The 22,848-nt window shown below is 73.9% G+C and carries 18 protein-coding genes; 7 read left to right on the top strand and 11 right to left on the bottom strand.

What is annotated here, in order from left to right; translation table 11 throughout:
• Positions 1–9: 9 nt before the first annotated feature.
• Both AB0O28_RS11575 and AB0O28_RS11570 read left to right on the top strand, forming a co-directional pair.
• Positions 10–765 carry a MerR family transcriptional regulator gene (locus AB0O28_RS11575; RefSeq protein ID WP_363638944.1) on the top strand — a complete coding sequence of 252 codons (756 nt, stop codon included), beginning with the start codon at positions 10–12 and terminating at the stop codon, positions 763–765.
• Positions 762–1,307 (top strand): hypothetical protein, encoded by a 546-nt coding sequence (locus AB0O28_RS11570; RefSeq protein ID WP_363638942.1) that lies wholly within the window; start codon positions 762–764, stop codon positions 1,305–1,307. Before AB0O28_RS11575 ends, AB0O28_RS11570 begins: the two co-directional genes overlap by 4 nt.
• Positions 1,308–1,328: 21 nt before the next feature.
• On the opposite strand, the gene AB0O28_RS11565 is transcribed toward AB0O28_RS11570, so the two are convergent.
• Positions 1,329–2,315, bottom strand: coding sequence for a pyridoxal-phosphate dependent enzyme (locus AB0O28_RS11565; RefSeq protein WP_363638940.1), 987 nt, complete (start codon positions 2,313–2,315; stop codon positions 1,329–1,331).
• 375 nt (positions 2,316–2,690) lie between these two features.
• On the opposite strand from AB0O28_RS11565, the gene AB0O28_RS11560 reads away from it, so the two are divergent.
• Positions 2,691–3,974: a hydroxyacid-oxoacid transhydrogenase gene (locus tag AB0O28_RS11560; protein ID WP_363638938.1), complete on the top strand. Its 1,284-nt coding sequence runs from the start codon at positions 2,691–2,693 to the stop codon at positions 3,972–3,974.
• A 63-nt stretch (positions 3,975–4,037) separates the two neighbouring features.
• Here the strand turns inward: AB0O28_RS11560 and AB0O28_RS11555 are convergent, their stop codons facing one another.
• The 3 genes from AB0O28_RS11555 to AB0O28_RS11545 form a co-directional block, all read right to left on the bottom strand.
• Positions 4,038–4,487, bottom strand: a complete 450-nt coding sequence (locus tag AB0O28_RS11555; protein WP_363638936.1) for a DUF6294 family protein — start codon at positions 4,485–4,487, stop codon at positions 4,038–4,040.
• Positions 4,488–4,771: 284 nt separating this feature from the next.
• A complete protein-coding gene (locus AB0O28_RS11550; protein ID WP_363638934.1) occupies positions 4,772–8,158 on the bottom strand; it encodes an AAA family ATPase in 3,387 nt (1,128 codons plus the stop codon).
• 73 nt (positions 8,159–8,231) lie between these two features.
• Positions 8,232–9,332 carry an exonuclease SbcCD subunit D gene (locus tag AB0O28_RS11545; protein ID WP_363638932.1) on the bottom strand — a complete coding sequence of 367 codons (1,101 nt, stop codon included), beginning with the start codon at positions 9,330–9,332 and terminating at the stop codon, positions 8,232–8,234.
• A gap of 127 nt (positions 9,333–9,459) precedes the next feature.
• Here AB0O28_RS11545 and AB0O28_RS11540 point away from each other — a divergent pair, with 127 nt between their 5' ends.
• On the top strand, positions 9,460–10,977 hold the full coding sequence (locus AB0O28_RS11540; RefSeq protein WP_363638930.1) for a prolyl oligopeptidase family serine peptidase: 1,518 nt from the start codon (positions 9,460–9,462) through the stop codon (positions 10,975–10,977).
• 55 nt (positions 10,978–11,032) lie between these two features.
• Here AB0O28_RS11540 and AB0O28_RS11535 read toward each other — a convergent pair whose 3' ends face one another.
• Complete coding sequence (locus AB0O28_RS11535) at positions 11,033–11,458, bottom strand: hypothetical protein (protein ID WP_363638928.1); 426 nt, start codon at positions 11,456–11,458, stop codon at positions 11,033–11,035.
• A 125-nt stretch (positions 11,459–11,583) separates the two neighbouring features.
• Between AB0O28_RS11535 and AB0O28_RS11530 the strand changes: the two genes are divergently transcribed.
• Positions 11,584–12,288, top strand: coding sequence for a TetR family transcriptional regulator (locus AB0O28_RS11530; RefSeq protein WP_363638926.1), 705 nt, complete (start codon positions 11,584–11,586; stop codon positions 12,286–12,288).
• 167 nt (positions 12,289–12,455) lie between these two features.
• Positions 12,456–14,009, top strand: a complete 1,554-nt coding sequence (locus tag AB0O28_RS11525; RefSeq protein WP_363638924.1) for an LCP family protein — start codon at positions 12,456–12,458, stop codon at positions 14,007–14,009.
• 68 nt (positions 14,010–14,077) lie between these two features.
• Here AB0O28_RS11525 and AB0O28_RS11520 read toward each other — a convergent pair whose 3' ends face one another.
• On the bottom strand, positions 14,078–14,686 hold the full coding sequence (locus tag AB0O28_RS11520; RefSeq protein ID WP_363638922.1) for a TetR/AcrR family transcriptional regulator: 609 nt from the start codon (positions 14,684–14,686) through the stop codon (positions 14,078–14,080).
• A gap of 97 nt (positions 14,687–14,783) precedes the next feature.
• Here AB0O28_RS11520 and AB0O28_RS11515 point away from each other — a divergent pair, with 97 nt between their 5' ends.
• Positions 14,784–15,650, top strand: a complete 867-nt coding sequence (locus AB0O28_RS11515; protein WP_363638920.1) for an NAD(P)-binding domain-containing protein — start codon at positions 14,784–14,786, stop codon at positions 15,648–15,650.
• A gap of 149 nt (positions 15,651–15,799) precedes the next feature.
• On the opposite strand, the gene AB0O28_RS11510 is transcribed toward AB0O28_RS11515, so the two are convergent.
• From AB0O28_RS11510 to AB0O28_RS11490, 5 genes are all read right to left on the bottom strand, one after another.
• Positions 15,800–16,795 carry an enolase C-terminal domain-like protein gene (locus AB0O28_RS11510; RefSeq protein WP_363638918.1) on the bottom strand — a complete coding sequence of 332 codons (996 nt, stop codon included), beginning with the start codon at positions 16,793–16,795 and terminating at the stop codon, positions 15,800–15,802.
• Positions 16,796–16,904: 109 nt separating this feature from the next.
• Entirely contained in the window at positions 16,905–18,269 is a 1,365-nt protein-coding gene (locus AB0O28_RS11505) for an MFS transporter (RefSeq protein ID WP_363638916.1), read from the bottom strand.
• A gap of 17 nt (positions 18,270–18,286) precedes the next feature.
• Positions 18,287–19,420: a VWA domain-containing protein gene (locus tag AB0O28_RS11500; protein WP_363638914.1), complete on the bottom strand. Its 1,134-nt coding sequence runs from the start codon at positions 19,418–19,420 to the stop codon at positions 18,287–18,289.
• The gene (locus AB0O28_RS11495) at positions 19,420–21,801 is read right to left on the bottom strand and encodes a DUF5682 family protein (RefSeq protein ID WP_363638912.1); all 2,382 of its coding nucleotides are present in this window, start codon (positions 21,799–21,801) and stop codon (positions 19,420–19,422) included. The genes AB0O28_RS11500 and AB0O28_RS11495 overlap by 1 nt, the downstream gene beginning before the upstream one ends.
• Positions 21,791–22,846 carry an AAA family ATPase gene (locus AB0O28_RS11490; protein WP_363639165.1) on the bottom strand — a complete coding sequence of 352 codons (1,056 nt, stop codon included), beginning with the start codon at positions 22,844–22,846 and terminating at the stop codon, positions 21,791–21,793. Before AB0O28_RS11490 ends, AB0O28_RS11495 begins: the two co-directional genes overlap by 11 nt.
• Between the last annotated feature and the right edge of the window lie 2 nt (positions 22,847–22,848).

Raw genomic sequence — 22,848 nt, 5'->3', positions numbered from 1 at the left:
AATGAGGGCATGCGGATCGGAGAACTCGCCGCACTGGCCGGGGTGTCCACCCGTACTGTGCGGCACTACCATCATCAGGGCGTGCTGCCCGAACCGGCGAGGCGGGTCAACGGCTATCGGGAGTACGGCCTGCGCGACGCGCTCCGCCTCGCCCGGGCCCGCAGGCTGACCGAGCTGGGCCTGTCGCTGGACGAGGTGCGCGACGTGCTGGCCGGCGACTCCACGCGGGAGCTACGGGAGATCCTGCTGGAGCTGGACGCCGACCTCGCGCGGCAGGAGGAGGCCATCAGGGCCAGGCGCGAGCGGCTCGCCGCGCTGCTGAGCGAGGAGTCGCCGTCGCCGGACGGCGCCGTCTCGCCGCGGATGGCCGAGTTCCTGCGGTGCCTCGAACCCGTGCGCCACTCTCCGTTCGCGGCGGCCGACGCCGAGCTGCTCGCCCTCCTCGACACGGCGGCCGAGCCGGAGGACCGGGACCGGCTGCTGGAGCTGATGAGGCCGCTGACGACGCCGGAGGCCCTCGCCCGGGCCGAGGAGTTGTACCGGAGGCTGGCGGAGCTGGACGAGGCCGGCCCCGCCGATCCCCGCGTCGACGCCCTCGCCGCCGACTTCGCCGCCCACCTCCCGCGGGACCTCGCCGCCGGCCTCGCCATCACGGTGCCCTCGGCCGGCGATCCGTTCGCCCAGGCCTTCCTCGCCGACCTGTCCCCCGCCCAGGCCGAGGTCGTACGGCGGGTCCTGGCCCTGCTCGCGGACCGGCCGTCGTGAGGCACGTAATCGGCTACAGCCGGGAGCAGACGCCGATGATGGCAGTGATGCTGTTCGTGCTGGTGCTGGAGACGGCGGCCGTGGACCTGCTGCTGCGCGGGTTCGGGCTGCCCGACGTGCCCCGTCTGGGCATCCTGGTCCTCGACGCGGCGTCGGCCCTCGCCGTCCTCGGCGTCATGGTCAGCTGCGCCCGGCGGCCGCACACCGTGTCGCCGGAGGCGCTGCGCCTGCGATATGGCCGCCTCTTCGGGCTGGACGTCCCGCTGGAGCTCGTCACCTCGGTGCGGATCGACCGCCGCTACGACCAGAGGAAACTCGTGGGCCTCTCGGACGGCGAACTCGCGCTCGCGGTCTCGTCGCAGACGAACCTCGTGGTCGAGCTGCGCGAACCGATCGAGGTGCCTCCTCCGCGCCGTCCGTGGACGGCTGCACGCCCGGCGGCAGCCGTCCGGCGGCTGCGGTTCTTCGCCGACGACCCGGCCGCGGCGCTGTGCGCGGTCGCCGCGCTCACCCCGAGGACCAGCGAGGAGCGCGCTCCCTGACCTGCCGGGTCCGCGCGCGGATCACGACGCCGCGGCCGGTCGCGTCTCACCGGCCGCGAGAACCGACGCCAGCGCCGCGGCGGTGATGTTGCGGCCCGAGACCACCGCCACGACCCGTCCGTACGCGTCGACCTTGCCGGCGAGCAGGGCGGCGACCGGCACCGCTCCCGCGCCCTCGGCCACGTATCCACGCTCGTAAGCCAGGTAGCGCAGCGCGGCGCGGATCTCGTCCTCGGACACCGTCACCAGGTGATGCACATGCCGCGCGACGAGGCCGACGGTGACCGACCCGGGCTCGATGTTCCCTGCGAGCCCGTCGGCGAGGGTCGGGCGGACCTCGACGGGCACGCGACGGCCCGCGGCGACCGCCGCGGACACGGCGGTGGAGGCGGCGGCCTCCACGCCGACGACGCGTACGTCCGCGCGGCCCGCCGCCCACAGCCCCAGGCCGGAGACGAGCCCTCCGCCGCCGACCGGGCACACCACGGTCAACGGCCCGTCGAGCTGTTCGTCCAGCTCGTGCCCGATCGTGCCCTGACCCGCGATGACGTGCGGATCGTTGTAGGCCGACAGGTAGTGGCGCCCCGACGCTCCGGCGAGCGTGAGCGCGTATTCCTCCGCCTCGTCGAAGCTCTCACCGGTGCACACCAGGTCGGCGTTCAGGCGGCGCAGGCGGGCCGTCTTCGCGGCCGAGGCGGTGCGCGGGACGACCACCGTGGCCTTGCCGCCGAGCGCGTTCGCGGCGAAGGCGACGCCCAGCCCGTGGTTGCCGGCCGACGCCGTCACCACACCGGGTCCGGGTGCGGCGGCTATGGCGCTGAACGCACCGCGAACCTTGAACGACCCCGTGGGCTGCAGGCTCTCCAGCTTCAGCGTGGGATCGCCGGGCGTGCCCGCGCCCAGGTCCACCGGGGTGGGGCGCAGGTGGGCCCGCACCACCTGCCTGGCGTTCTCCAGGTCGTCGCGCCGGGGGACGACCACGTCTCGCATCGATCGGTTCTCGCCCATGTTCCGATCATGGACGCGGTTCGCTCGATGCCGCAGCCCGCTTTGCCCTTTACGTTGTAGATTCATTCGCTTTTTCCGGACATCAGGGATGTCGGCCGCCGGGCGTCCTGCGGCGGCCCGGAGAAGGCCCGGGGGCACGAGAAGCTCGACGATGTGCGCCACATGGCCGCGCATCTCCGCGGGGGCGGCATCCGGGACGGCGGCGGGATGGGCTCGTGCTCCGCGGCATTCCGTCTGATCCGCCCGCAGCGCTCCGGCTTTCCCTTCAGGCCGGGGATCGCGTCAAATGTCAGGTGCACCGTCGCGAACCCCGCACGCCGAGCAGGCCCCCGGGCATGTGCCCTATGACCCCCGCGAGTGAAAGGTCCGGTCATCGTGATCGTTCCGAGCACCCCCGAGTCCGTCTTCACCTACGGCGCGCCCGCGCTGAAGTTCGGCCCGGGCGCGTCCGCCGAGATCGGCTTCGACCTCGGGCAGTACGGCGTGCGCCGCGTGCTGGTGCTGACCGACGCCGGTGTGGCGGCGACCGGCGCCCCGGCGCGGATCGCCGGGCAGATCGCCGGCTTCGGCATGCACGCCGAGGTGTACGACGGCGTGCACGTCGAGCCCACCGACGAGAGCCTGCTCGCGGCGATCGGGCACGCCCGGGCGAGCGGCCCCTGGGACGCCTTCGTCGCCGTCGGCGGCGGGTCGAGCATCGACACCGCCAAGGCCGTGAACCTGCTGACGACCAATCCGGGCGAGCTGATGGACTACGTCAACGCGCCCATCGGTGCCGGCCGCGCCCCATCCGAGCCGCTCAAGCCGCTGGTCGCGGTGCCCACGACCACGGGAACCGGTTCGGAGAGCACCACGATCTGCGTGCTCGACGTGCTCGGGCTCAAGGTCAAGACGGGGATCAGCCACGCCCGGCTCCGCCCCGTGCTGGCCGTCGTGGACCCGGACCTGACGATGACGCAGCCGCCCGGGGTGACCGCCGCCGCGGGGATGGACATCCTCTGTCACGCCCTGGAGAGCTACACCGCCCGGCCGTACACCTCCTATGAGCGCAGGCGGCCGGAGGAGCGCGTGCCGTACTGCGGGTCGAATCCGGTGGCGGACATGTGGTCGGAGCAGGCGCTCCGGCTGCTGTCCGGCTCGTTCCGCACGGCGGTACGGGACGGCGACGACGCCGGGGCGAGGGGCGCGATGGCGCTGGCGGCGACCTTCGCGGGGCTGGGGTTCGGCAACGCGGGCGTGCACATCCCGCACGCCAACGCCTATCCCATCGCCGGGCGGGTGAAGGACTTCCACCCGCACGGCTATCCCGGCGGCGAGCCCATGGTGCCGCACGGCATGGCGGTGGCGCTGACCGCGCCGGAGGCGTTCCGGTTCACCTTCGAGGCGGACCCGGCGCGGCACGTGCGCGCGGCCGGGCTGCTCGATCCCTCGGCCGCCGTGCCGGACGAGCCTGCGGAGTTCCTGCCCGGCGTGCTCACCGCGCTCATGCGCGACGTCGGCATCCCGAACGGCATCGGCGGCGTGGGATACGCGGAGAGCGACGTACCGGCGCTGGTGGAGGGGGCGATGAAGCAGCAGCGGCTGCTCACCACCTCCCCCAGGCCCGTGCGGGAGGAGGACCTCGTCGGCATCCTGACCCGTTCGCTCGCCCTCTGGTGAGTTCGGCCCGTCCGGTCCTCGTCTCCGCCGTCGCTCCGGCGGGTCCCCGGCGGTGGCCGACGCTCAGCAGTGCTTGCTCAGCGACATCCCCTTGATCAGGGGGTACAGGCTGGGGTCGAACCTGCCTTCGGCCAGCCATCGATACTTCCGCGGCCAGGCGAGGGGCAGGTTCTTGACGAATTTGGTGCTGGTGCTGCCGGGTATGCGTAGGTCGGCGAGCAGCGCGCCGTTCTCGTCCTTGAGATGTGCCCACATCAGCCAGGCGTCGTCACCCGACATGCTGGTGAGCGTGGCGTCGAACCAGGCCGTGCCGTCCGGGTAGAGCGTCCATGTCGGGGCCGTCCAGCCGGCGCCGCCGCTGTACATCGTGCAGTCACCCGCGGTGGAACCGTGCTTCCAGGTGAACGTCTTGTAGCCGGCGGACGCGTTGGCCGTTCCCGTGGGGAGCGCCAGACCGAGCGCGAGGGCGCCCGCGGTGACGACCATGACCGTGCTCTTGCGGATGCTCCTCATGACGCACTCACCTCTCATCGGCGGCTGTGCAGCCCGGCCGGTCGGGAGCGGCCGCGCGGTGGACTCCGTGGGCCTGCATGTCGTTGATAGGGCCGCACGGTTGCAGAGCGCTTGACCTCCTCTTACACGGACCGCTCCGGTCCGTGGGCGACCACGGGCATCGCGGGCGGAGAGGCCACCGCCGGCGGGCGGCGGTCCTTACGCTGTGGGTCGTGCCGCCGGGCGCCTCACGACCCACGACCCACGACAGGCGAAACCGCCGGAGCCGGTGGGGCAAGCCGGGGTCAGCGCTGCGACAGGGTCGAGCCGGAGCGGCCCTTGATCACGCGGAGCTGGGCGGGGATGCGCACCCGCAGTTCGGCGACGTGGCTGACCACGCCGACGGCCCGGCCGCCCTCTCGCAGGCCGTCGAGGATGTCGAGCACGTCGTCGAGCGTCTCCTCGTCGAGGGTGCCGAAGCCCTCGTCCACGAAGAGGCTGCCGATCTCGGCGCCGCCCGCCTCGTCCGTCACCACGTCGGCCAGGCCCAGCGCCAGGGCGAGCGAGGTGATGAAGCTCTCGCCGCCGGAAAGGGTGGCGGGGTCGCGTTCCACGCCGGTCCAGGCGTCGAGCACCCGCAGACCCAGCCCGCCGCCCGACCGGCCACGGTCGCCCGCCGACCGGTTCAGGTCGTGCCGCAGCAGGTAGCGCCCGCCCGACATGCGGTCGAGGCGCTCGTTCGCCGCGTCGACGACCTGGCGCAGGCGCTCGCCCAGCACGTACGCCGACAGCCTCATGTGCCACTGATTGTCGCCGGACGTGCCGGTGGCCAGCTCGGCGAGCCGGCGTGCCAGGCGGTGCCGCTCCTCGGCCGGCCGGAAGGCGCGCAGCGCGGCGTCCAGCTCACCGGCGAGCCCGGTGAGCTGGTCGAGCCTCCCCTGCGCCCGGTCACGGGCGGAGGTGCGGGCGGCGTGCTCCCGCTCGGCCCGCTCGTGGCCGGCCTCCAGCTCCGGCAGATCCGCGGCGGGCTCGGCCGCCGCCGCGACCAGCTCGGGATCGGCGAGCAGGCCCTCGACCGTGGCCCGCTCGGCGTCCAGGTGTGCCAGCCGCTCGGACATCGCCTCCCGGTCCTCCGGTGTGCGCACGGCGGCCGCCGCGTGCTCCACGCTCGCGAACCCCTCCTCGGCGGCGGCCCGGGCCGCCTCGGCCAGCGCCGTCTCGCTCTCGCGGCCCGCCGCGGCCGCCTCGGCCGCCGCCTCGGCCGCCTCACGCAGCAGGTCCGCCTCCTCGGCCAGCCGGTCGAGGCGAGCGGCGAGAGACGAGTCATCGCCGCGCAGGGCGTCGATGACCTCGGCCAGCCTGCGCTCGTCGGCCTCCAGCCGGTCGCGATGGGCGCGGATCTCGGCCAGCTCGGCGCCGGTCCGCGCGACGCGCAGGCCCAGGTCCTCCGCCTCGGCCGCGAGCCGCGCCGCGTGGGCGGACAGCTCCTCCTCGGCCGCCGCCAGGGACCGGGCGCGTTCCAGGTCCGCCTCAGCCGTCGCGAGGTCGCCCGCCAGGCCGGCGGCGAGACGCTCGCCCTCCGCCAGCAGGGCCTCGCGCCTGGTCCTGTTCTCGGTCACCAACCCGGCCAGTTCCCCGGCCCGGTCACGGGCGGCGTCGAGGGCGGCCACCAGCCGTGCGGCCTCCTCCTCGGCCGCACCGACGGCCCGTGCCGCCGAACGCAGCCGCGACAGCTCCTCACGCGCGTCCGCGAAAGCGGCCGAGGCCGCCTCCTGGGACAGGTCCGCGGCACGGGAGGCGGCGTCGGCGAGGTGGGAGGAGAGCCGGGCGACGTTCGCCTCGGCCTCCTCACGGGCCCGCTGCGCGGCGTCGAACTCGTCCTGCGCGGCCTGCTCGTCCTCGGCGGTGGCGGGGCGTCCGGCGGCCTCGGCCGGACGCGGGTGCTCGGTGGCGCCGCAGACGACACAGGGCAGCCCGTCCACGAGCCCGGCCGCCAGCTCGGCGGCCATGCCGTCGATGCGGTCCTGCCGGACCTTCTGCAGCCGGTCGCGGCGCTCCTGCGCCAGATCGACCGCCTCGCGGCGGTTCCGCTCGGCCTCCTCCAGCTCGGCGGTCAGCGCGTCGCGCAGCCGCGCGGCCCGCAGCCGCTCCTCCGCCATCTGGGCGGCGGCCTCCAGCGCGGGGATGCGCGCGGTCATGTCACGCAGGTCGCCCAGCCGCTCCTGCGCGCCGGTCAGCGCGGCGGGCAGCTCCCGCTGATCCGTCCGCGCCTGTTCCTCCTCGCCGGCGAGCCGGGCCAGCTCGCCCTCCAGCAGCGCGGCCTCCTCGGTCACCTCGCGCAGCCGCAGCGCGGCGTCCCTGGCGCCGGTCAGTCCCGGAAGGCTCGCCGCCGCCAGCCTCGCCCGCGCGAGCCGCTCCTCGGCGTCGAGCCGCTCGGCGGGCAGCTCGGCCAGCCGCTCCTCCAGCCGGGCCTCGTCCTCCGCCAGCGTCTCCAGCGTCCGCTCGGCGCCCGCGCGCTCGTCCCGCACCCGGCGCAACCGCGCCTCCTCGGGAAGGACCTGACGCACCCGGGCGATCTCGTCGCGCCGTTCCCGCTCCAGCACGGCCAGCCGCTCCGGATCCGGCGGGTCCAGGCCGGGCAGCGCGCGGAACACGGCGTCGGCGGCCACCCGCCGCGCCTTGGCGGCGGCCTCCGCCCGCTGATCGGCCTGCCGGATCAGCGGCGCCGCCCGGCCGGCCCGCGCGGCCTCGTCGAGCATCGCCTCCAGATCCGACCGCTCGTCCGCCGCCGCGTCGAGCTCCTGCCGCCGGGCGAGGGCGGCGGCGTGCCTGCGCTGCCGGTCGGCCAGGGCGCGGCCCTCGTCCAGGCGGGCGCGGGCGGACAGCAGCGCGTCCTGACTCGCCGTGCGGGCCGCGGCCGCGTCCGCGAGAGCGCCGCGGGCGAGGTCGAGCACCTCCAGCGACCAGGCGGCCGGCTCGCCGGCGTCCTCGGGCAGCGGCAGGTCGTCGCCCGCCGCGCCGCGCATGCGGTCGAGCACCGACTCGACCCGCTGCCCCAGCTCCTGGGCCTCCCGCCAGGTGCGCGTGCGGTGGTCGGCCAGCCATCGCTCCACCTCACTGAACACGCGCACGGAGAACAGCCGCTCCAGCAGTTCCCGCCGTTCCTCGCCGCCCGCCCGCAGGAACTTCGCGAACTCGCCCTGAGGCAGCAGCGCGACCTGGCAGAACTGGGCCGCCGTCATGCCCGTCAGCGTGTTCACGAAGTCGCCGGCCTCGTCGCTGCGGGTGGTACGCGCGATCCACTGCCCGCCGGACTCGGCCGGCTCCCCGACGAGCTCCTCGACCAGAGCCTTGGCCTTCTCCTCCACCAGGCCCGAGCCTCTCAGCTTCGGCCGCATCCAGGCGGGCGAGCGGGTGACGCGCAGGCGCCTGCCCCGGATCGTCACCTCCAGCGTCACCGACGGCCCCCGGCCGGGCGGCGCGTGGTCGCAGCGCAGGCTCCTGGCGTTCTCCCGCTGACCGGGCACCCTGCCGTAAAGGGCGTAGCAGACGGCGTCGAGCACGGTCGTCTTGCCGGCGCCGGTCGGGCCGTGGATCAGGAACAGGCCCGCCTCGCCGAGCGCGTCGAAGTCGACCTCCTCGGTCCCGGGGAACGACCCGAACGCGACCATGCGCAGCCGATGCAGCCTCACCGGACCTCCTCGCCTCTCCGCGGGCCGGGCCCGCGCTCCCGCACCGCCGCCCGCCCGGCCTCCGCACACGCGATCATGTGCTCTCCCTGATGCGGCAGGCCTCGACCGCCTCTTCCAGCAGGCGCCGTTCGTCGTCGTCCGCGGGCTCGCCGCGCACCTCGCGGACGAAGTCGAGCGCCACCTCGATTTCGGCCCGGCCCGCGATCCTCGCCCGGGCCGCCGGTCGCTCCGTCACGCCGTCCGGCTCGAAGGCGAGCGCCAGCGTGTGGGGGAAGCGCCGGCGCAGGCGCTCCATCGCCTCGCGCGGCCGCTCCGGATCGGTCAGCGTCACCTGCAGCCAGTGGTCCTCGTACCGGTCGAAACGGGCGTCGGTCAGCAGGTCGTCGATGCGGCCCCGCACCGTGCTCACCGGCCGGGGCACGGGGGCGGGGACGAACTCGGTCCGGCCCGTGCCGAGATCGGCCAGCCAGGAGCCCTTGGTGTGGCCGGCTTCCGAGAAGGAGTAGGCGATCGGCGAGCCGCTGTAGCGGACCGTCTCGCTCATCACCTGGCGACCGTGCAGATGCCCGAGCGCCACGTAGTCGATCTCGGAGAACGCGCTCAACGGCACGTGTGAAACCCCGCCGACGCTGATGTCCCTTTCGCTGTCGCTCGCCTCTCCCCCGGTGACGAAGGCGTGCGCGAGCACCACCTTGCGCGCCGCCGGGTGCTCACGCACGCGGTCCATCGCGTACGTGACGGCGGCGGTGTGGCTGCGCTCGGCCAGCTCCCACGGCCCCCGGACCAGCTCGGGCTCCAGATAGGGGATGCCGAAGAACGCCACGTCGCCGATCATGACCGGCTCCCAGGCCCGGCCGGGGTCGGTGCGCAGATGCACCCGCTCCATGAGGTCGGCGCCGAAACCCAGCCGTACGGCGGAGTCGTGGTTGCCGCTGATCAGCACGATGTGCGCGCCGACGGCCTTGAGCCTGGCCAGCGCCTCGTTGCACAGCGCGACCGCGTCGACGGGAGGCAGCGCCCGGTCGTAGACGTCACCGGAGACCACCACGACGTCCACGCGCTCGCTCCGCACGGTCTCGACCAGATGGTCGACGAACGCGGCCTGGGCGGCGAGCAGGCTTTCGCGGTGGAACGACCGGCCGAGGTGCCAGTCGGAGCTGTGCAGGACACGCATGTCGCAGGAAGCTAACAGGTCCCGCCGACAAACGCGGCACCAACCGCCCCTCTGGTGCGCGTGGTAAATGGCGGGTAATGACTTAGCCTGAGTTCGGTACTACGGGCAAGCATGAGGGAGCGGCCTCATGAACGTCGGCCGGGGCACTCTCGGAGTGATCGCCGGTGTGTTGACGGTGGCACTCGCCATCGTCGGCCACGTGCTCTCCCCGCCGGCCTTCGATCCCCCACCCCTGTCCGCTTCGCCCCAGTTTCATGACTTACCTCCCCAGCCCGCCGCCGAAGTGCGGCCGGTCGCCCGCACCGACCGGTTCCGTACCGAGACGCTGCTCGTGCCGGCGAAGAACGAGACGCTGACGGCGACGATCAGGGCGCCGCTGTCCCCCGGGCGCCACCCGGCGATGGTGTTCGTGCAGGGCTCGGGATCGGGCGACGGCGGGGAGTTCACCCAGCAGGCCGAGTGGCTGGCCCGGGCGGGCATCGTGACGCTCGCCTACGACAAGCGGACGGTGGGCTACTCCTTCCGCAGCCGCGACTTCGGGCTGCTCGCCGACGACGCCCTGCGCATGCTGCGAGTGCTGCGCGGGCGGCCCGACGTCGACCCGGCGCGAGCCGGCCTGTGGGGCGTCAGCGAGGGCGGCTGGGTCGTGCCGATCGCCGCGTCACGCGATCCCAAGGCCGCGTTCGTCGTTCTGGTCTCCTCCCCCAACGTCTCCCCCCTGCGCCAGGTCGCCTGGGCGCTCAACGAGCAACTGCTGCGCCTGCACGCCCCGACCGGCGTGCGCGACCTGCTCACCCGGGCGATGGGCGGGGTCGGCTTCGACTTCCTGCGTTACGACGGGGTGCCCGCCCTGCGCGGGATCAGCCAGCCCGTCCTGGCGCTGTACGGCACCGACGACCCGTCCATCCCGTTCGTGGAGAGCACGCGGACCCTCACCGGCGCGCTCGCGCGGGGCGGCAACACCGACTACACGATCCGCTTCCTCGCGGGTGCCGACCACGCCATGCGGATCCGCGGCGGGCCGTTCGCGGCGGACTACCTGCCGACGCTGGCGAACTGGATCAAAGACCTGCCGCGTACGGTAAGGCCCTCGGTGCCGATCGCGGGGGCGACGCCGGTGCAGCGCTTCGAGGCGGCCGACGTGCCCGCCGCGCCGTGGTGGGGGGACAGCACGATCCTGTGGCTCACGCTGTGCCTGGCCGCGGTCGGGTACGTCGCGGCGCCGGTCACCGAGATGGTCGTCCGGCTGCGCGGGCGCGACCTGGGGCTGCACGCCGGGGTGGGGGCCAGGGTGGAGGACAGCGTGCAGTTGTGGCCCACCATCCGGCCGCGGCTGCGCCGGATGGCCTGGACCGGCCTCGGGGAGCTCGCCGCCGTCCTGGCGTTCATCACGCTCATCGTGCTGTTCTCGGTCAACCAGGCCGGCGCCTGGCCCGCCGTGCAGGCCGGATGGCTGGTCGTACGCCTGCTCGCCATCGTGATGCTCGTGCAGACGGTCACGACGTTCGCGGCGGTGATCGCCGGCCTGCAGGACGGCTGGGAGCCGACGCCCTGGCAGAAGATCGTGCTCGGCGGCGTGCTCGGCGGGACCGCGCTGCTGCTGCTGACCGCCGCCTACTACGGCCTGTTCGCGTTCCCCTGGTAACCGGTCCGGGTTCCTGCGGCGGCCCGGCGCGGACGTCCGGTCCAGGCGCGGGCGATCAGGCCAGTTCCTCGGCCATCCGGGCCGTGATGGTGGTCAGTACACGTGCCGCGACAGCCAGGTCCGCGGCCGGAACCGAACCGTAGGCACGACCGAGGATCTCGCCGGTTTCGGCACGCACCCTCGCCACCAGCGCGCGACCGGCGTCGGTGACCTCGATGTGGTCACCGGGCGCTTCCCGCACCAGACCGGTGCCGACGAGGGCCGCCAGCGCGGCGTCGACGTCGGCGGGCCGCCAACGGGTCAGCCGGGCGACGTGCGCGACGTGCGCGGCCCGTTCGACCGTGCCGCCGGCGGCCAGGGCCTGGTTCACAGTGATCCATTGCTTCTCGTCGAGGGCCGTGCCCGACAGTGCACGGCTCAGGATCGCCGTGTGGTGCTTCTCGGCCTGGCCGACGATCGCGGGGTTCAAAGTGACGGTCATGTCGATCTCCTTGCGCGGCGGTCTCGAACGGCTCGATTCTGACACTCAGTATCAATAATGCGCAAGTATCATTAGCGACTGAAGCTCTTGAGACATCGAGGGTCGGTTTGAGTAGGATTCCGGGCATGACCGCCGACGACCGCTCGCTGCCGCTGCGTGAACGCAAGCGGCTGCGCACCCGGCGCACCATCGCCGACATCGCGCTGCGCCTGTTCACCGAGAGGGGCTTCGACGCAACCACGGTGGAGGAACTGGTCGACGAGGCGGAGGTGTCACGCAGCACGTTCTTCCGCGCGTTCGCGACGAAAGAAGCGGCGGCCGTGGAGGCCGAGAACGAACTGTGGGCGGCCTACCTGGAAGAGCTCGCGGGCCACCGGCCGCCCGGCACGACGCCCGGTGACACGGCGCTCAGTGATATGGCGCCCGGTGACACGGCGCTCGGTGACACGGCGCCCGGTGACACGGTGCTCGCCGAACTGTGTGACACCCTCGCCCGCGCCGCCGGCGTCCTGCCGCCCGACTGGGACCACCGCTACATCCTCACCCGGCGCCTGATCCTCACCACTCCCGCCCTCCTGGGCCATGTCGAGTACCAGCGCACCGGGGTGGAAAAGCAGGTTGTCGCCTGTCTGGCGGAAAAGCTCGGCCTCGACTCCGATGACCTGCGGCTGCGCATCCTGGCCGAACTCGCGACCACCGCCTGGAGCGTCGCCGCCCGCGACTGGGTCCGCGACGACGGCGCCGGCGGCCGCCGGGCCCTCACCGACCGGCTGCGCAACGCCTTCGCGGCCATCCCCGACGCTCTGAACCTCTCCCCGCGCGCGTCATGACCCGCGACCCGGGTCCGGCCGGCCGCGCAGCCCGCCACCGGCTGTCCGGTCTCCGATCGCGGGCCGTTCCCAGGACAGGGGCGAGCCCTGGTCAAATTCGGGTACGGACTTCCCCTCCTCGTGGCTGCCACCGGTTTTCCACGGCGTGGGTCGCTTCAATGTGAGGCGTGATCACCCCTGATCTGGCACCTCGGGAGAGCGCCGCGCCGGTGACGCGTCGCAGCGGGGCGGCGCGCGGAGCCGCGCTCATCGGCTGGGTGGCGCTGTCGGCGGTGCTGCCCGGCGCGGCGCACCTGCGAGCGGGCCGGTGGCGCGCCGGGCTGCTCCTGCTCGGCGGCCATCTGACCGTGGTCGTCTCCGTCGTGTGCGTGGCGGCCGGCGCCGACGCGGGCCTCGCCGGACGCGCGCTGGGGTGGCTGGGCCAGATCTCCATGGTGTTCCTGGCCTGTTCCCTCGCCTGGTTCTGGCTGGTCATCCGCTCGTACGTCGTCCTGCGTCCCGGGCGGCTGCCCCGTTCCTGGCAGATCCTCACCGGGCTGGTCGCGGGCGTGCTCGCGGTCGTCGTCGCGGTCCCGTTCGCGGTCGCCGCCCGGTATGTCCGCGTGTCCGAGCAGACCCTCGACGCGATGTTCGCCGCGCCGGCCGCGACCGGCCAGGCGGGCGTCGCCCCGCAGCGGGACGACCCGTGGGCGGGCCGTGACCGGGTCAACGTACTCCTGCTCGGCGGCGACTGGGGCGACAACCGGATCGGGATGCGCACCGACAGCATCAACGTCGCCAGCGTGGACGTGCGGACCGGCAACACCGTGCTGCTCGGCCTGCCCCGCAATCTGGAGCACGTCCGCTTCCCCCCGGGCAGCCCCATGGCCGTCCGGTTCCCCTTCGGTTTCCAGCTGCCGGAGTATCGCCCCGGCTGGCGCGAGGACCTGCTGTTCTCGGTGTGGCAGTACGCCGACGACCATCCCGAGCTGTTCGGCGGGCGGCGGCACATGGGCGCCGAGGTCCTCAAGGAGACGATCGGCCACATCCTGGGCCTGCGGATCGACTGGTACGCGCTGGTCAACATCTGGGGCTTCGCGAAGATGGTCGACGCACTCGGCGGGCTCGTGATGACGGTGGACCGCGACATCGTGTACGGCCTGTACGACGAGGGCGTCGTCAGGGCGGGCACCCGGCGGCTGAACGGCACCGAGGCGCTGTGGTACGCGCGCTCCCGCACCTACAGCGACGACTTCGACCGGATGCATCGGCAGCGATGCGTCCTCGGGGCCCTGCTCTCCCAGGCCGACCCGGCCACCGTGCTGTCGCGGTTCACCGAGATCGCGGCGGCCACGCGCAGGATCGTCCGCACCGACGTGCCCCGCCCCATGCTGGAGCATCTGGTGCCGCTGGCCTGGAAGGCCAAGCACGCCGCGATCACCAGCCTGCAGTTCGTGCCGCCCCTGGTCAACACCGCCTACCCCGACTGGGACCGGATCCGGCAGCTCACCGCCAAGGCGATCCGCGCCTCGGTCCGCACCCCGGCCCGCACCCCGGCCCGCGCCGCGGCAGGCCCTTCCGCCATCCCGTCCGGCTCCCCGCCCGCGCCCTCGCCCGCTTCGGCGCCGCGCCGGCACCGCCACTCTCCGTCGCCCTCTCCCGCGCCCACGCTCACGCCGCCGGGGACGCCGAGCCCGATCGACGACGGATGCGCCGCGCCGCACCCGGCGACGGCCCGCTGAGCCCGTCTCCTCCCGCCCGCGCCGGTGGCCCTATGAGGGCAGGAGGCTGAGACCAGTGGACGCGGGGCTCAGCTCCGCTCCTCGTCCCGGCGTTCCGCCACACCCGTCTCGTACGACCCGACCAGGCGGGCCAGCTGACGGCCCGCCGCGCGCAGGGGCTCCTCGCTGCGGCGCACCTGGGCGGTCACCTCTGCGCCTTCCAGCGTGCTGATGACCGTGGTCGCCAGGTCGCGCGCGTCCTCCTCGCGGAAACCCGCGTGCAGCAGCTTGTCGTACACCAGCCGCTCCCAGTCTCGCAGGGCCGAGGCGCACACCCGCTGGATCTCGGAGTCCGTGCCCAGCGTCTCCAGCGCCGCCGCCGTGACGGGGCAACCGTCGACCCAGCCGGACTCCCGTAGCGCGGTGGCGAGCCGCCGGGCGCAGGCGTCGACGGCCGCGGCCGGATCCTCCTCGCCGTCCAGCGCCGCACGAAGGAGCGCCGCGAACTCCCGCTCACCGTGCTCGATGGCGGCGACCGCGACGGCCTCCTTGCCGTCCGGGAAGAAGTGGTAGACCGAGCCGAGGGTGGCCCGCGCCTCCTGGGCGATCTGCTTGATGCCCGTGCCGACATAGCCCTGGCGCTGCAGGAGACGCGAGGCGGCGATGACGATCCGATCTCGGGTGCTGGTCTCGGCCATGGGCGCAGCCTACTGGATAGAGCGTTCGTCCTAGTGCTGTGCTAGATTCGACCCGCTCTAGATAGAGCGTTCGTTTTAGTGACTGTGGAGGCTTCCCGTGAACAGCAAGCAGCACGTGAGCGTCATCGGACTCGGTCCCATGGGGCAGGCGATGGTCCACGCCCTCCTCGGCGCGGGCCACCCGGTTACCGTCTGGAACCGTACGGCGTCCCGCGCGGGCGACCTCGTCAGGGAGGGCGCCGTACTGGCCGGAACCGTCGAGGAGGCGCTCACCGCCGGCGACCTGGTGATCCTGAGCCTCACCGACTACGACGCGATGTACGCCGTGCTCGAGCCGGCCGCGCACGCGCTGAACGGCCGTGTGCTGGTCAACCTCAGCTCCGACACCCCGGAGAAGACCCGGGCGGGGGCCCGCTGGGTCGCCGAGCACGGCGGGGTCCACATCACCGGCGGAGTCACCGTGCCGCCGTCGGGCATCGGCAAACCGGAGTCGTCCACCTTCTACAGCGGCCCCCGGGCGCCGTTCGAGGCCGCCCGCCCCACCCTGACCCGTACGGACTTCCGGGGTGAGGACCCCGGACTGGCCGCGCTGTTCTACCAGATCGGCATGGTGATGTTCTGGACGTCCATGCTCGGCTACTGGCAGGCGATCGCGCTCGCCGACGCCAACGGCCTCACCGCCGCGGACATCCTGCCGCACGCCACGGACACCATGGCGTCGCTGCCGGACTTCCTGGCCTTCTACGCGGCGCGCATCGACGCCGGGAGGCACGACGGCGACGTGGACCGCCTGGCCATGGGCACCGCCAGCGTCGAACACGTCCTGCACACCAACGCCGACGCGGGCGTCGACACGACCCTTCCGGCCGCCGTCGCCGGCCTGTTCCGGCGGGGAATGGACGCCGGCCATGCGACCGGCAGCTTCTCCAGCCTGGTGGATCTGCTGAAGAAGCCGGCCGCGTGAAACCGATGAAGGCCAGGTTCCCGTGAGGGCACCCGTTCGACGAGCGCGGGTGAGCGGCTCCCGGCCGAGGCCGGCGGAGCCCGCCGAGGGCGCGGGGCCGGTGGACGCCCGGCCGGCCTCCGCCGGGAGGCCCGCCCAGGTCGTCGCCGTCAGACGCGGAACGACTCGCGGGCCATGCGCCGCACGCGATCCTCGTCCACGGTATGCCCGAGACCGGGCTGGGTGAGCGGCACGGCGACGACCCCGCCGGAGGCGTCCACCGGCGGGAGCACCACCTGGGCGCTGCGCGGCGGCTCGGCCACGTCGCTGGGCAGGGAGCAGCCGGGCAGGCTGGCGACGGCGACCGTCGCGGCCCGGGCGAGCCCGGCGCCGAGGCCGCCGGCGCAGACGATGTCCCACCCGGCCTCCATCGCGTGGTCGTGCGCGAGCCGTACGGCGCCGAGCGAGCCGAACTTCGCGGGCCGCAGCAGCAGCGCCCGGCCCGCCTTGAGGCCCACCGCATCGTCGAGCTCGGCCACGGAGGTCACCTCGACCGCGACCGCGGCCGACACCCGGTCCTGCAGGTCGGCGCTGGTCAGCAGGTCCTTGAAGGGGCGCTCGATGGCCACCACCCCGTAGGCGTCCAGCGCCTCCAGCTGGGCGATCTCGGTGTAGGCGCCACGCCCGTCCACCGCGATGGCCAGACCGGGGTAGGCCGCGCGCACGGCGCGCAGCGGCTCCACGTCCCAGCCGGGGTGGACGTCCAGCGTTACGTGCCCGTAGCCCGCGCAGACATGCCGGTTCACCCGGGCGACCATGCTCTCCAGCGAGCGGTCCGCCGCCAGCCGCACGGTCGCGATCAGCGACGTACGGCTGCCGCCGAGAGCGTGGGCGAGCGGGACGCCGTTCATGCGGCCCCACAGGTCCCAGCAGGCCATGTCGCCGGCCGCCCCGCCGGGGATCTCCCCCAGCTCCGACGGGTGCTCCCAGTCGCGGCCGACGAGCTCGGGCAGGATCCGCTCCAGCTCCCCGGCCTCCCCGGGATCGACGGCCTCCCCCCAGCCGACCATGCCGCCGTAGTCCATGATCTTCACGAGGGCGGTCTCCGGACGCCTGCCGTACGGCAGGGTCATCCTGAAGACCTCCAGCTCCCGGATACGCGGCACCTCTGGATCCCCTCACTTCTTCCCCGGATCCCCGACGGCGGCCGTCCCGGCGGCGCCTCGGGGCGTCGTGTCCGGCCGGCCTGTTCCACGGCGGGATCTCCGGGATTGCCTAGACCTCCATGGTGCCCGCTTCGCCCCGGTGCTCGAAACGGCCACCGACGACGGCGGCCGTGCCCGCCATGACGACGAGCAGGCCCAGGCACGTCAGGTAGACCCACGGCCGCCCCCCGTACGCGGCGAACAGGGCCCCGGTGATCGCGACGGCGACGACCGAGAAGACCGACTCGCCGACGCTCAGCGACGCGCTGTTGCGGCCCTCCTCCCCCGGCGCCGACAGCTCGAGCACCAGCACCGACAGCGTCGGGAAGACCATGCCGATGCCCAGCCCGGCCACCACCCAGCCGGCGAAGACCACGACGGCCGGCGTGGCGGGGATGACGATCAGAGCGGTGACGCAGATGCCGGCGGCGATCAGCGTCGCGCCGAGGCGGATCGTCAGCGCCCGCGCGTGGGGCCTGCGTCCCTGGATCCACGAGCCGAGCGACCAGGCGAGGGCGCCTCCGGTGAGCGCGAGCCCGGCCTCGGCCGTGTTCAGGTGCCGCTCCTGCACCAGCATCAGCGGGACGAACACCTCGGCGGCGAAGAACGACCCGGCGGCCAGGCCGCGCAGCGCGATCACGGTGGGCAGGCCCCGGGCGGCGCGCAGCGTCCCCTTGGGCAGCAGCCTCGGCAGCGTCAGCACGAGCACCACCAGCCCGGCCACGACGAGGGGGACGCCCGCACCGGCCGCGCCGCTGCCGTACTGCAGCAGGGCCGCGCCGATCGCGGCGCACACGCCCCAGGCGAACCTGGGCAGGAAGGCCCGGCCCATCGCCTCTCTCGGCTGCCCGCTCACCGCGGGCAGGCCCCGCCACATGATCAGCGCCGCGGGGACCGACAGGACCGCCACACCCAGGAAGATCCAGCGCCAGCTCCAGGTCTCCGCCACGACGCCGGTGACGGCCGGGCCGACCACGGACGGCAGCACCCACGCCGCGGCCAGCGTGGAGAACACCCGCGGATGCATGGCGGAGGGGTACGCCTGGGCGACCAGGACGTACAACGCCACGTTGAACAGGCCGCCGCCGAGCCCCTGCAGGAACCGGCCCACGAGGAAGACCTCCATGGCGGGCGCGAACCCGGAGACCGCCAGCCCGGCGACGAACCCCGCCACGCCCGTCCACAGGGCGGGGTACGGCCCCCGCGCGTCGCTCCAGCGCCCACCGGCCACCGTGGCGATGACGTTGGCCGCCATGCCGCCGCTGAACGCCAGCCCGTACAGGTGGTAGCCGTTCAGCTCCCGGCCGATCAAGGGCATCGCGGTGGCCACCGCGAGATACTCGAACGCCACGAGCATCACCAGGGCCACGACCCCGACGCTCAGAGCGCGGTATCGCTGGCTGAAGACGGCGGGGGCGGTCATTACCGAAGACATGATACGGACATTACAAATCACCATCCCGGCATGGAAATGCGACCTTGGTCGTAGGACCGGCGTTCGATCGCGGCCGCCATGAGGCCGGGGAAGGCGTCGGGCGTGCAGGCGAAGGCCGGGACTCCCATCGCGGCCAGCGCCGCCGCGTTGTCGCCGTCGTACTGCGGCGCCCCCTCGTCCGACAGCGCGAGCAGCACGATCACCTGCACCCCCGCGGCGGTCATGGCGGCGATCCGGCGCAGCATCTCCTCCCGGGGTCCGCCCTCGTACAGGTCGCTGATCAGCAGGAAGATCGTGTCGGCCGGCCGGGTGATCAGCTTCTGGCAGTAGGCCACGGCCCGGTCGATGTCGGTGCCGCCGCCGAGCTGGGTGCCGAACAGCACCTCGACGGGGTCGCGCAGCCGGTCGGTCAGATCCGCCACGGCCGTGTCGAAGGCCACGAGCGAGGTCTTCAGCGAACGCATCGAGGCGAGCACCGCGGCGAACACGCCGGCGTACACCACCGAGGCGGCCATCGAGCCGCTCTGATCGACGGCCAGCACGACCTCCCGCTGGACGGCCCGCTGTCCGCGGGCGTACCCGACCAGCCGTGACGGCACCACAGTCCGCCGCTCGGGAAGGTAGTTGCGCAGATTCGCCCGGATCGTGCGATTCCAGTCGACCTCGGCCGCCCTCCTCGGCCGATGGTTCCTGGCCGAGCGGTCGAGGGCGCCGGTGACGGCCGCGAGGGTCCGCCGCGTCAGCCGCGCCTCCAGCTCCCGCACCACCGTGCGGACGACGGCGCGGGCCGACTCACGGGCCCGCTCGGGCATCAGCCGGTTCAGCGACAGCAGCGTGCCCACCAGGTGCACGTCGGGCTCGACGGCCTCCAGCATCTCGGGCTCGAGCAGCAGCCGGGTGAGGTCGAGCCGCTCGATGGCGTCCTTCTGCATGACCTGCACGACGCCGGAGGGGAAATGCTCCCTGATGTCCCCCAGCCAGCGGGCCACCCGCGGCGCGGACGCGCCGAGGCCGCCGCCACGCCGCTCCTGCTCGTCGTAGAGGGCCGTGAGAGCGGCGTCCATCCGGGCGTCGGCTCCTTCCAGCGTCCCCTCGGCCGCGCCGCCCAGCACCAGCCGCCAGCGGCGCAGCCGCTCGTCCTCGCCGTCCATCAGGGCCTCCCGCCCGTTCCGCGTCCCAGAATCTCGCGCACGGTCCGTACGGCTCCCGCCGCCAGGGCGTCGTCGTAGTCCGCCGCCTCGTCGCCGTGCGGGGAGCCGGAGCGGAGTGCGGCACCGGAGCGAACCCGCCGGCCGATCATTCGCCGCTCCGGTTCCGGGAACACCCCGAACGTGCGCCGCAGCAGCGGCAGCACGTCCACGAACTCCTGGGAGGACAGGCCGGTGAGCCAGGTGTCCACGGTGGCGAGCAGGCGCGGGTCGTGGACGAGCAGCAGGCCTCCCCCGGACAGGAAACCCTCGATCCAGGCCGCCGACCGGGCCGGGGGGTTGCCGGGCGACATCGACCGCGCCATGCGGGTGGACACGTCGTCCTCCAGGGCCTCGGCGTCGAACAGGATCCGCGCGATCCGGCCGTCGAGCAGCCCCGGCAGGTCGTCCCGCCGGGCGATCCCGGCCAGGGTCGTGAGCCACCGCTCACCCTTCATCAGCCCGGCCGCGGTGTGGACGCCATCCAGCAGCGCCGCCATCTCGCGGGCCGCGTCCTCATCCAGACCCGTCAGGGCGGGGGACAACCCGGCGCAGATCCGCGCGAGCATCGACTCGGTGACGCCCACGAGGCCCTCGGTGCCGCGCACGTCCCCGTACCGGCGGGCCCGCACGAGGGCGGGCAGCGCCCCCATGAGGTGGCGCACCTCGCCGTCGAGGGCCGCCCGGTCCTCGATCCGCACCAGCACGTACGGCAGCGCGTCCGGCAGGTGGGCGAGCAGGCAGCGCTCGACCAGCGCGGCCAGCTCGGGCAGGCCCGCGCCGCCCGCGAGGTCGCGGACGCGGGCCGTCGCCGCCGCCTCGACCCTGATCCCCCACACGGCGGCCTCGATGAGGGCGGCATCGAGCTCCGGGCGCCACTCCAGCGTCCAGCACTCCTTGAACGTCCCCTTGCCCCGGGCCGGCCGGGGCGTCCCCCAGGGCACGTCCAGCAGGGCGAGCCGGTGCAGCAGCCGGCTGCGGCCGAGGTCGAGCGGCCTGCGCAGGTCGAGGTCGTGCTCCGCGGCCGTGGCCTCCGGCTTCATGCGCAGACGCCGCTGCTCGTCGCGCAGATCCCGCCGCAGCGGCACCATCGGCGTGGAGTCCGGCACCCGCCCGAGCCGCTCCCCCACGACCATGCGCCGCTGGACCAGCTCCACCGGCAGCTCGTCGCCGCCGCACAGCACCGCCCTGACCGCCTCGGTGACCTCCGACAGCCCGGCGAGCGGCCTGCCGCGCAGCGCCGCCAGTCCCTCGGCCAGCCGTACGGCCTCGATGACGTGCGCGGAGGAGACGGGCAGGTCCTCCTCCCGCAGGATCGCGGCGGCGCGGGCGAGCCAGCGCTCCACCGGACGGTCGGGCGCCGAGAACAGGTGCTCATACCACCCGGGCGCGGCGACGCCCGCGCCGTAGCCCGCGCCCGCCGCCAGCCGGCCGTGGGTCCACGGCACCCACGTCACCTCGGCCCTGACCTTGGGCAGGCCGCGCAGCAGCCGCTCGTCCTCGCCCGCGGACGGGATCGGCACGGGCGGAACGGCCACGGACGGGATGGGCACATACGGGACCGCGGCAGGCGGGATGGCGTCAGGCGGAGTGCACTCGGGCAAGGTCAGCGCGGGCAGGTGCCATGCCCCGCAGACCACCGCGATCCGGGCGAAGCCCTCCCGCACCGCCTTCCGCAGCGTCCTGCGCATGTACGCCTCGCGCCGGGCCTCGACGCCCTCCGCGACGTGCCCGTCGCGCACGGCCCTCATCGCCTCGGCGATCACGTTGAGCGTCCCGGCCTCGCCCCGATGCTCGATCAGGTCCTCCCACCACCGTTCCGGGTCGTCGTACCCCGCCGCGCGGGCCAGTTCGCCGACGGGGTCGCGGCGTACCGGATCGGCGTCCAGTGCCAGGCTGTGAGCGGCGGGCAGGTCGCAGAACCGCACCTCGACACCCGCCCCGACGGCGTAGGAGATCGCCTGCCACTCGGGCGAGAACCGCGCGAACGGCCAGAAGGCGGCCCGTGACGGCTCCCCAGGCACGTACGCCAGGAGCGCCACGGGCGGGCGCATGCCGGGGTCGGCGGCGAGCGGCACCAGGCCGTCGGCCTCGGGCGGGCCCTCGACGAGCACCAGGTCGGGCCGGATCCTGCGCAACGCGTCACGCACCGCCCTGGCCGATCCCGGCCCGTGGTGCCGCACGCCCAGCACCGACACCTCCGGGCCGCCCCGGTCCTCGCTCGCGCCCGCACGGCCTCGGCGAGTTTCGCCGTCCCGGTCTCCCCCGCGTCTGCCCGTGCCGGGCGTCTCGCCCGGGATCGCGTGTGGACCGGGCGAGGCGCCTGCGGCCATCTCAGCCGGCATCGCGGCAGGCCCGGTAGAAGTCACGCCAGTCGTCGCGGTCGCGGACGACGGTCTCCAGGTACTCCTGCCACACCACCCGGTCGGACACCGGCTCCTGAACCACCGTCCCGACGATGCCGCCCGCGACGTCGGCCGGGCGCAGCACGCCGTCGCCGAAGTGGGCGGCGAGCACGATCCCGTTGGTGACGACCGAGATCGCCTCCGCCGTGCTGAGCGTGCCGCTGGGCGACTTCACCTTGGTCCGCCCGTCGGCGGTCACCCCCGCGCGCAGTTCCCGGAAGACCGTCACCACCCGGCGGATCTCCTCCAGCCCGGTCACGGTCTCCGGCAGCTCCAGGGAGCGGCCGAGCTGCGCCACGCGCCTGGCCACGATGTCCACCTCCTCCTCCACGGTTGCCGGGACCGGCAGCACTACGGTGTTGAACCGCCTGCGCAGCGCGCTCGACAGGTCGTTGACCCCGCGGTCGCGGTCGTTCGCGGTGGCGATGAGGTTGAAGCCCTTGGCCGCCTGCACCTCCTCCCCCAGCTCCGGGATCGGCAGCGTCTTCTCCGACAACACGGTGATCAGAGCGTCCTGCACGTCGGACGGCATGCGGGTGAGCTCCTCGACCCTGGCCAGCCGCCCCTCCGCCATCGCGCGCATGACCGGGCTCGGCGTCAGCGCCCGGCGGGAGGGCCCCTCCGACAGCAGCCGCGCGTAGTTCCAGCCGTAGCGGACGGCCTCCTCCGCCGTGCCGGCCGTGCCCTGCACGAGCAGGGTCGAGTCGCCGCTGATCGCCGCGGCGAGGTGCTCGGACAGCCAGGTCTTGGCCGTGCCGGGCACGCCGAGCAGCAGCAGTGCCCTGTCGGTGGCGAGCGTCGCCACCGCGACCTCGACGATCCTGCGGGGACCGATGTACTTGGAAGTGATCGGGCCGCCGTCGCCCAGCAGGTAGGTCGTCACCGCCCAGGGCGACAGCCGCCAGCCGGGCGGGCGCGGCCGGTCGTCGGTCTTGGCGAGGATCGCCAGCTCGTCGGCGAACTGGTCCTCCGCGTGCGGGCGCATAA

This window comes from Microbispora sp. NPDC088329 (assembly GCF_040685655.1).
GTDB lineage: Bacteria > Actinomycetota > Actinomycetes > Streptosporangiales > Streptosporangiaceae > Microbispora.
Note: the sequence above shows the minus strand (reverse complement) of the source record. Positions and strands in the feature narration are given on the sequence as shown.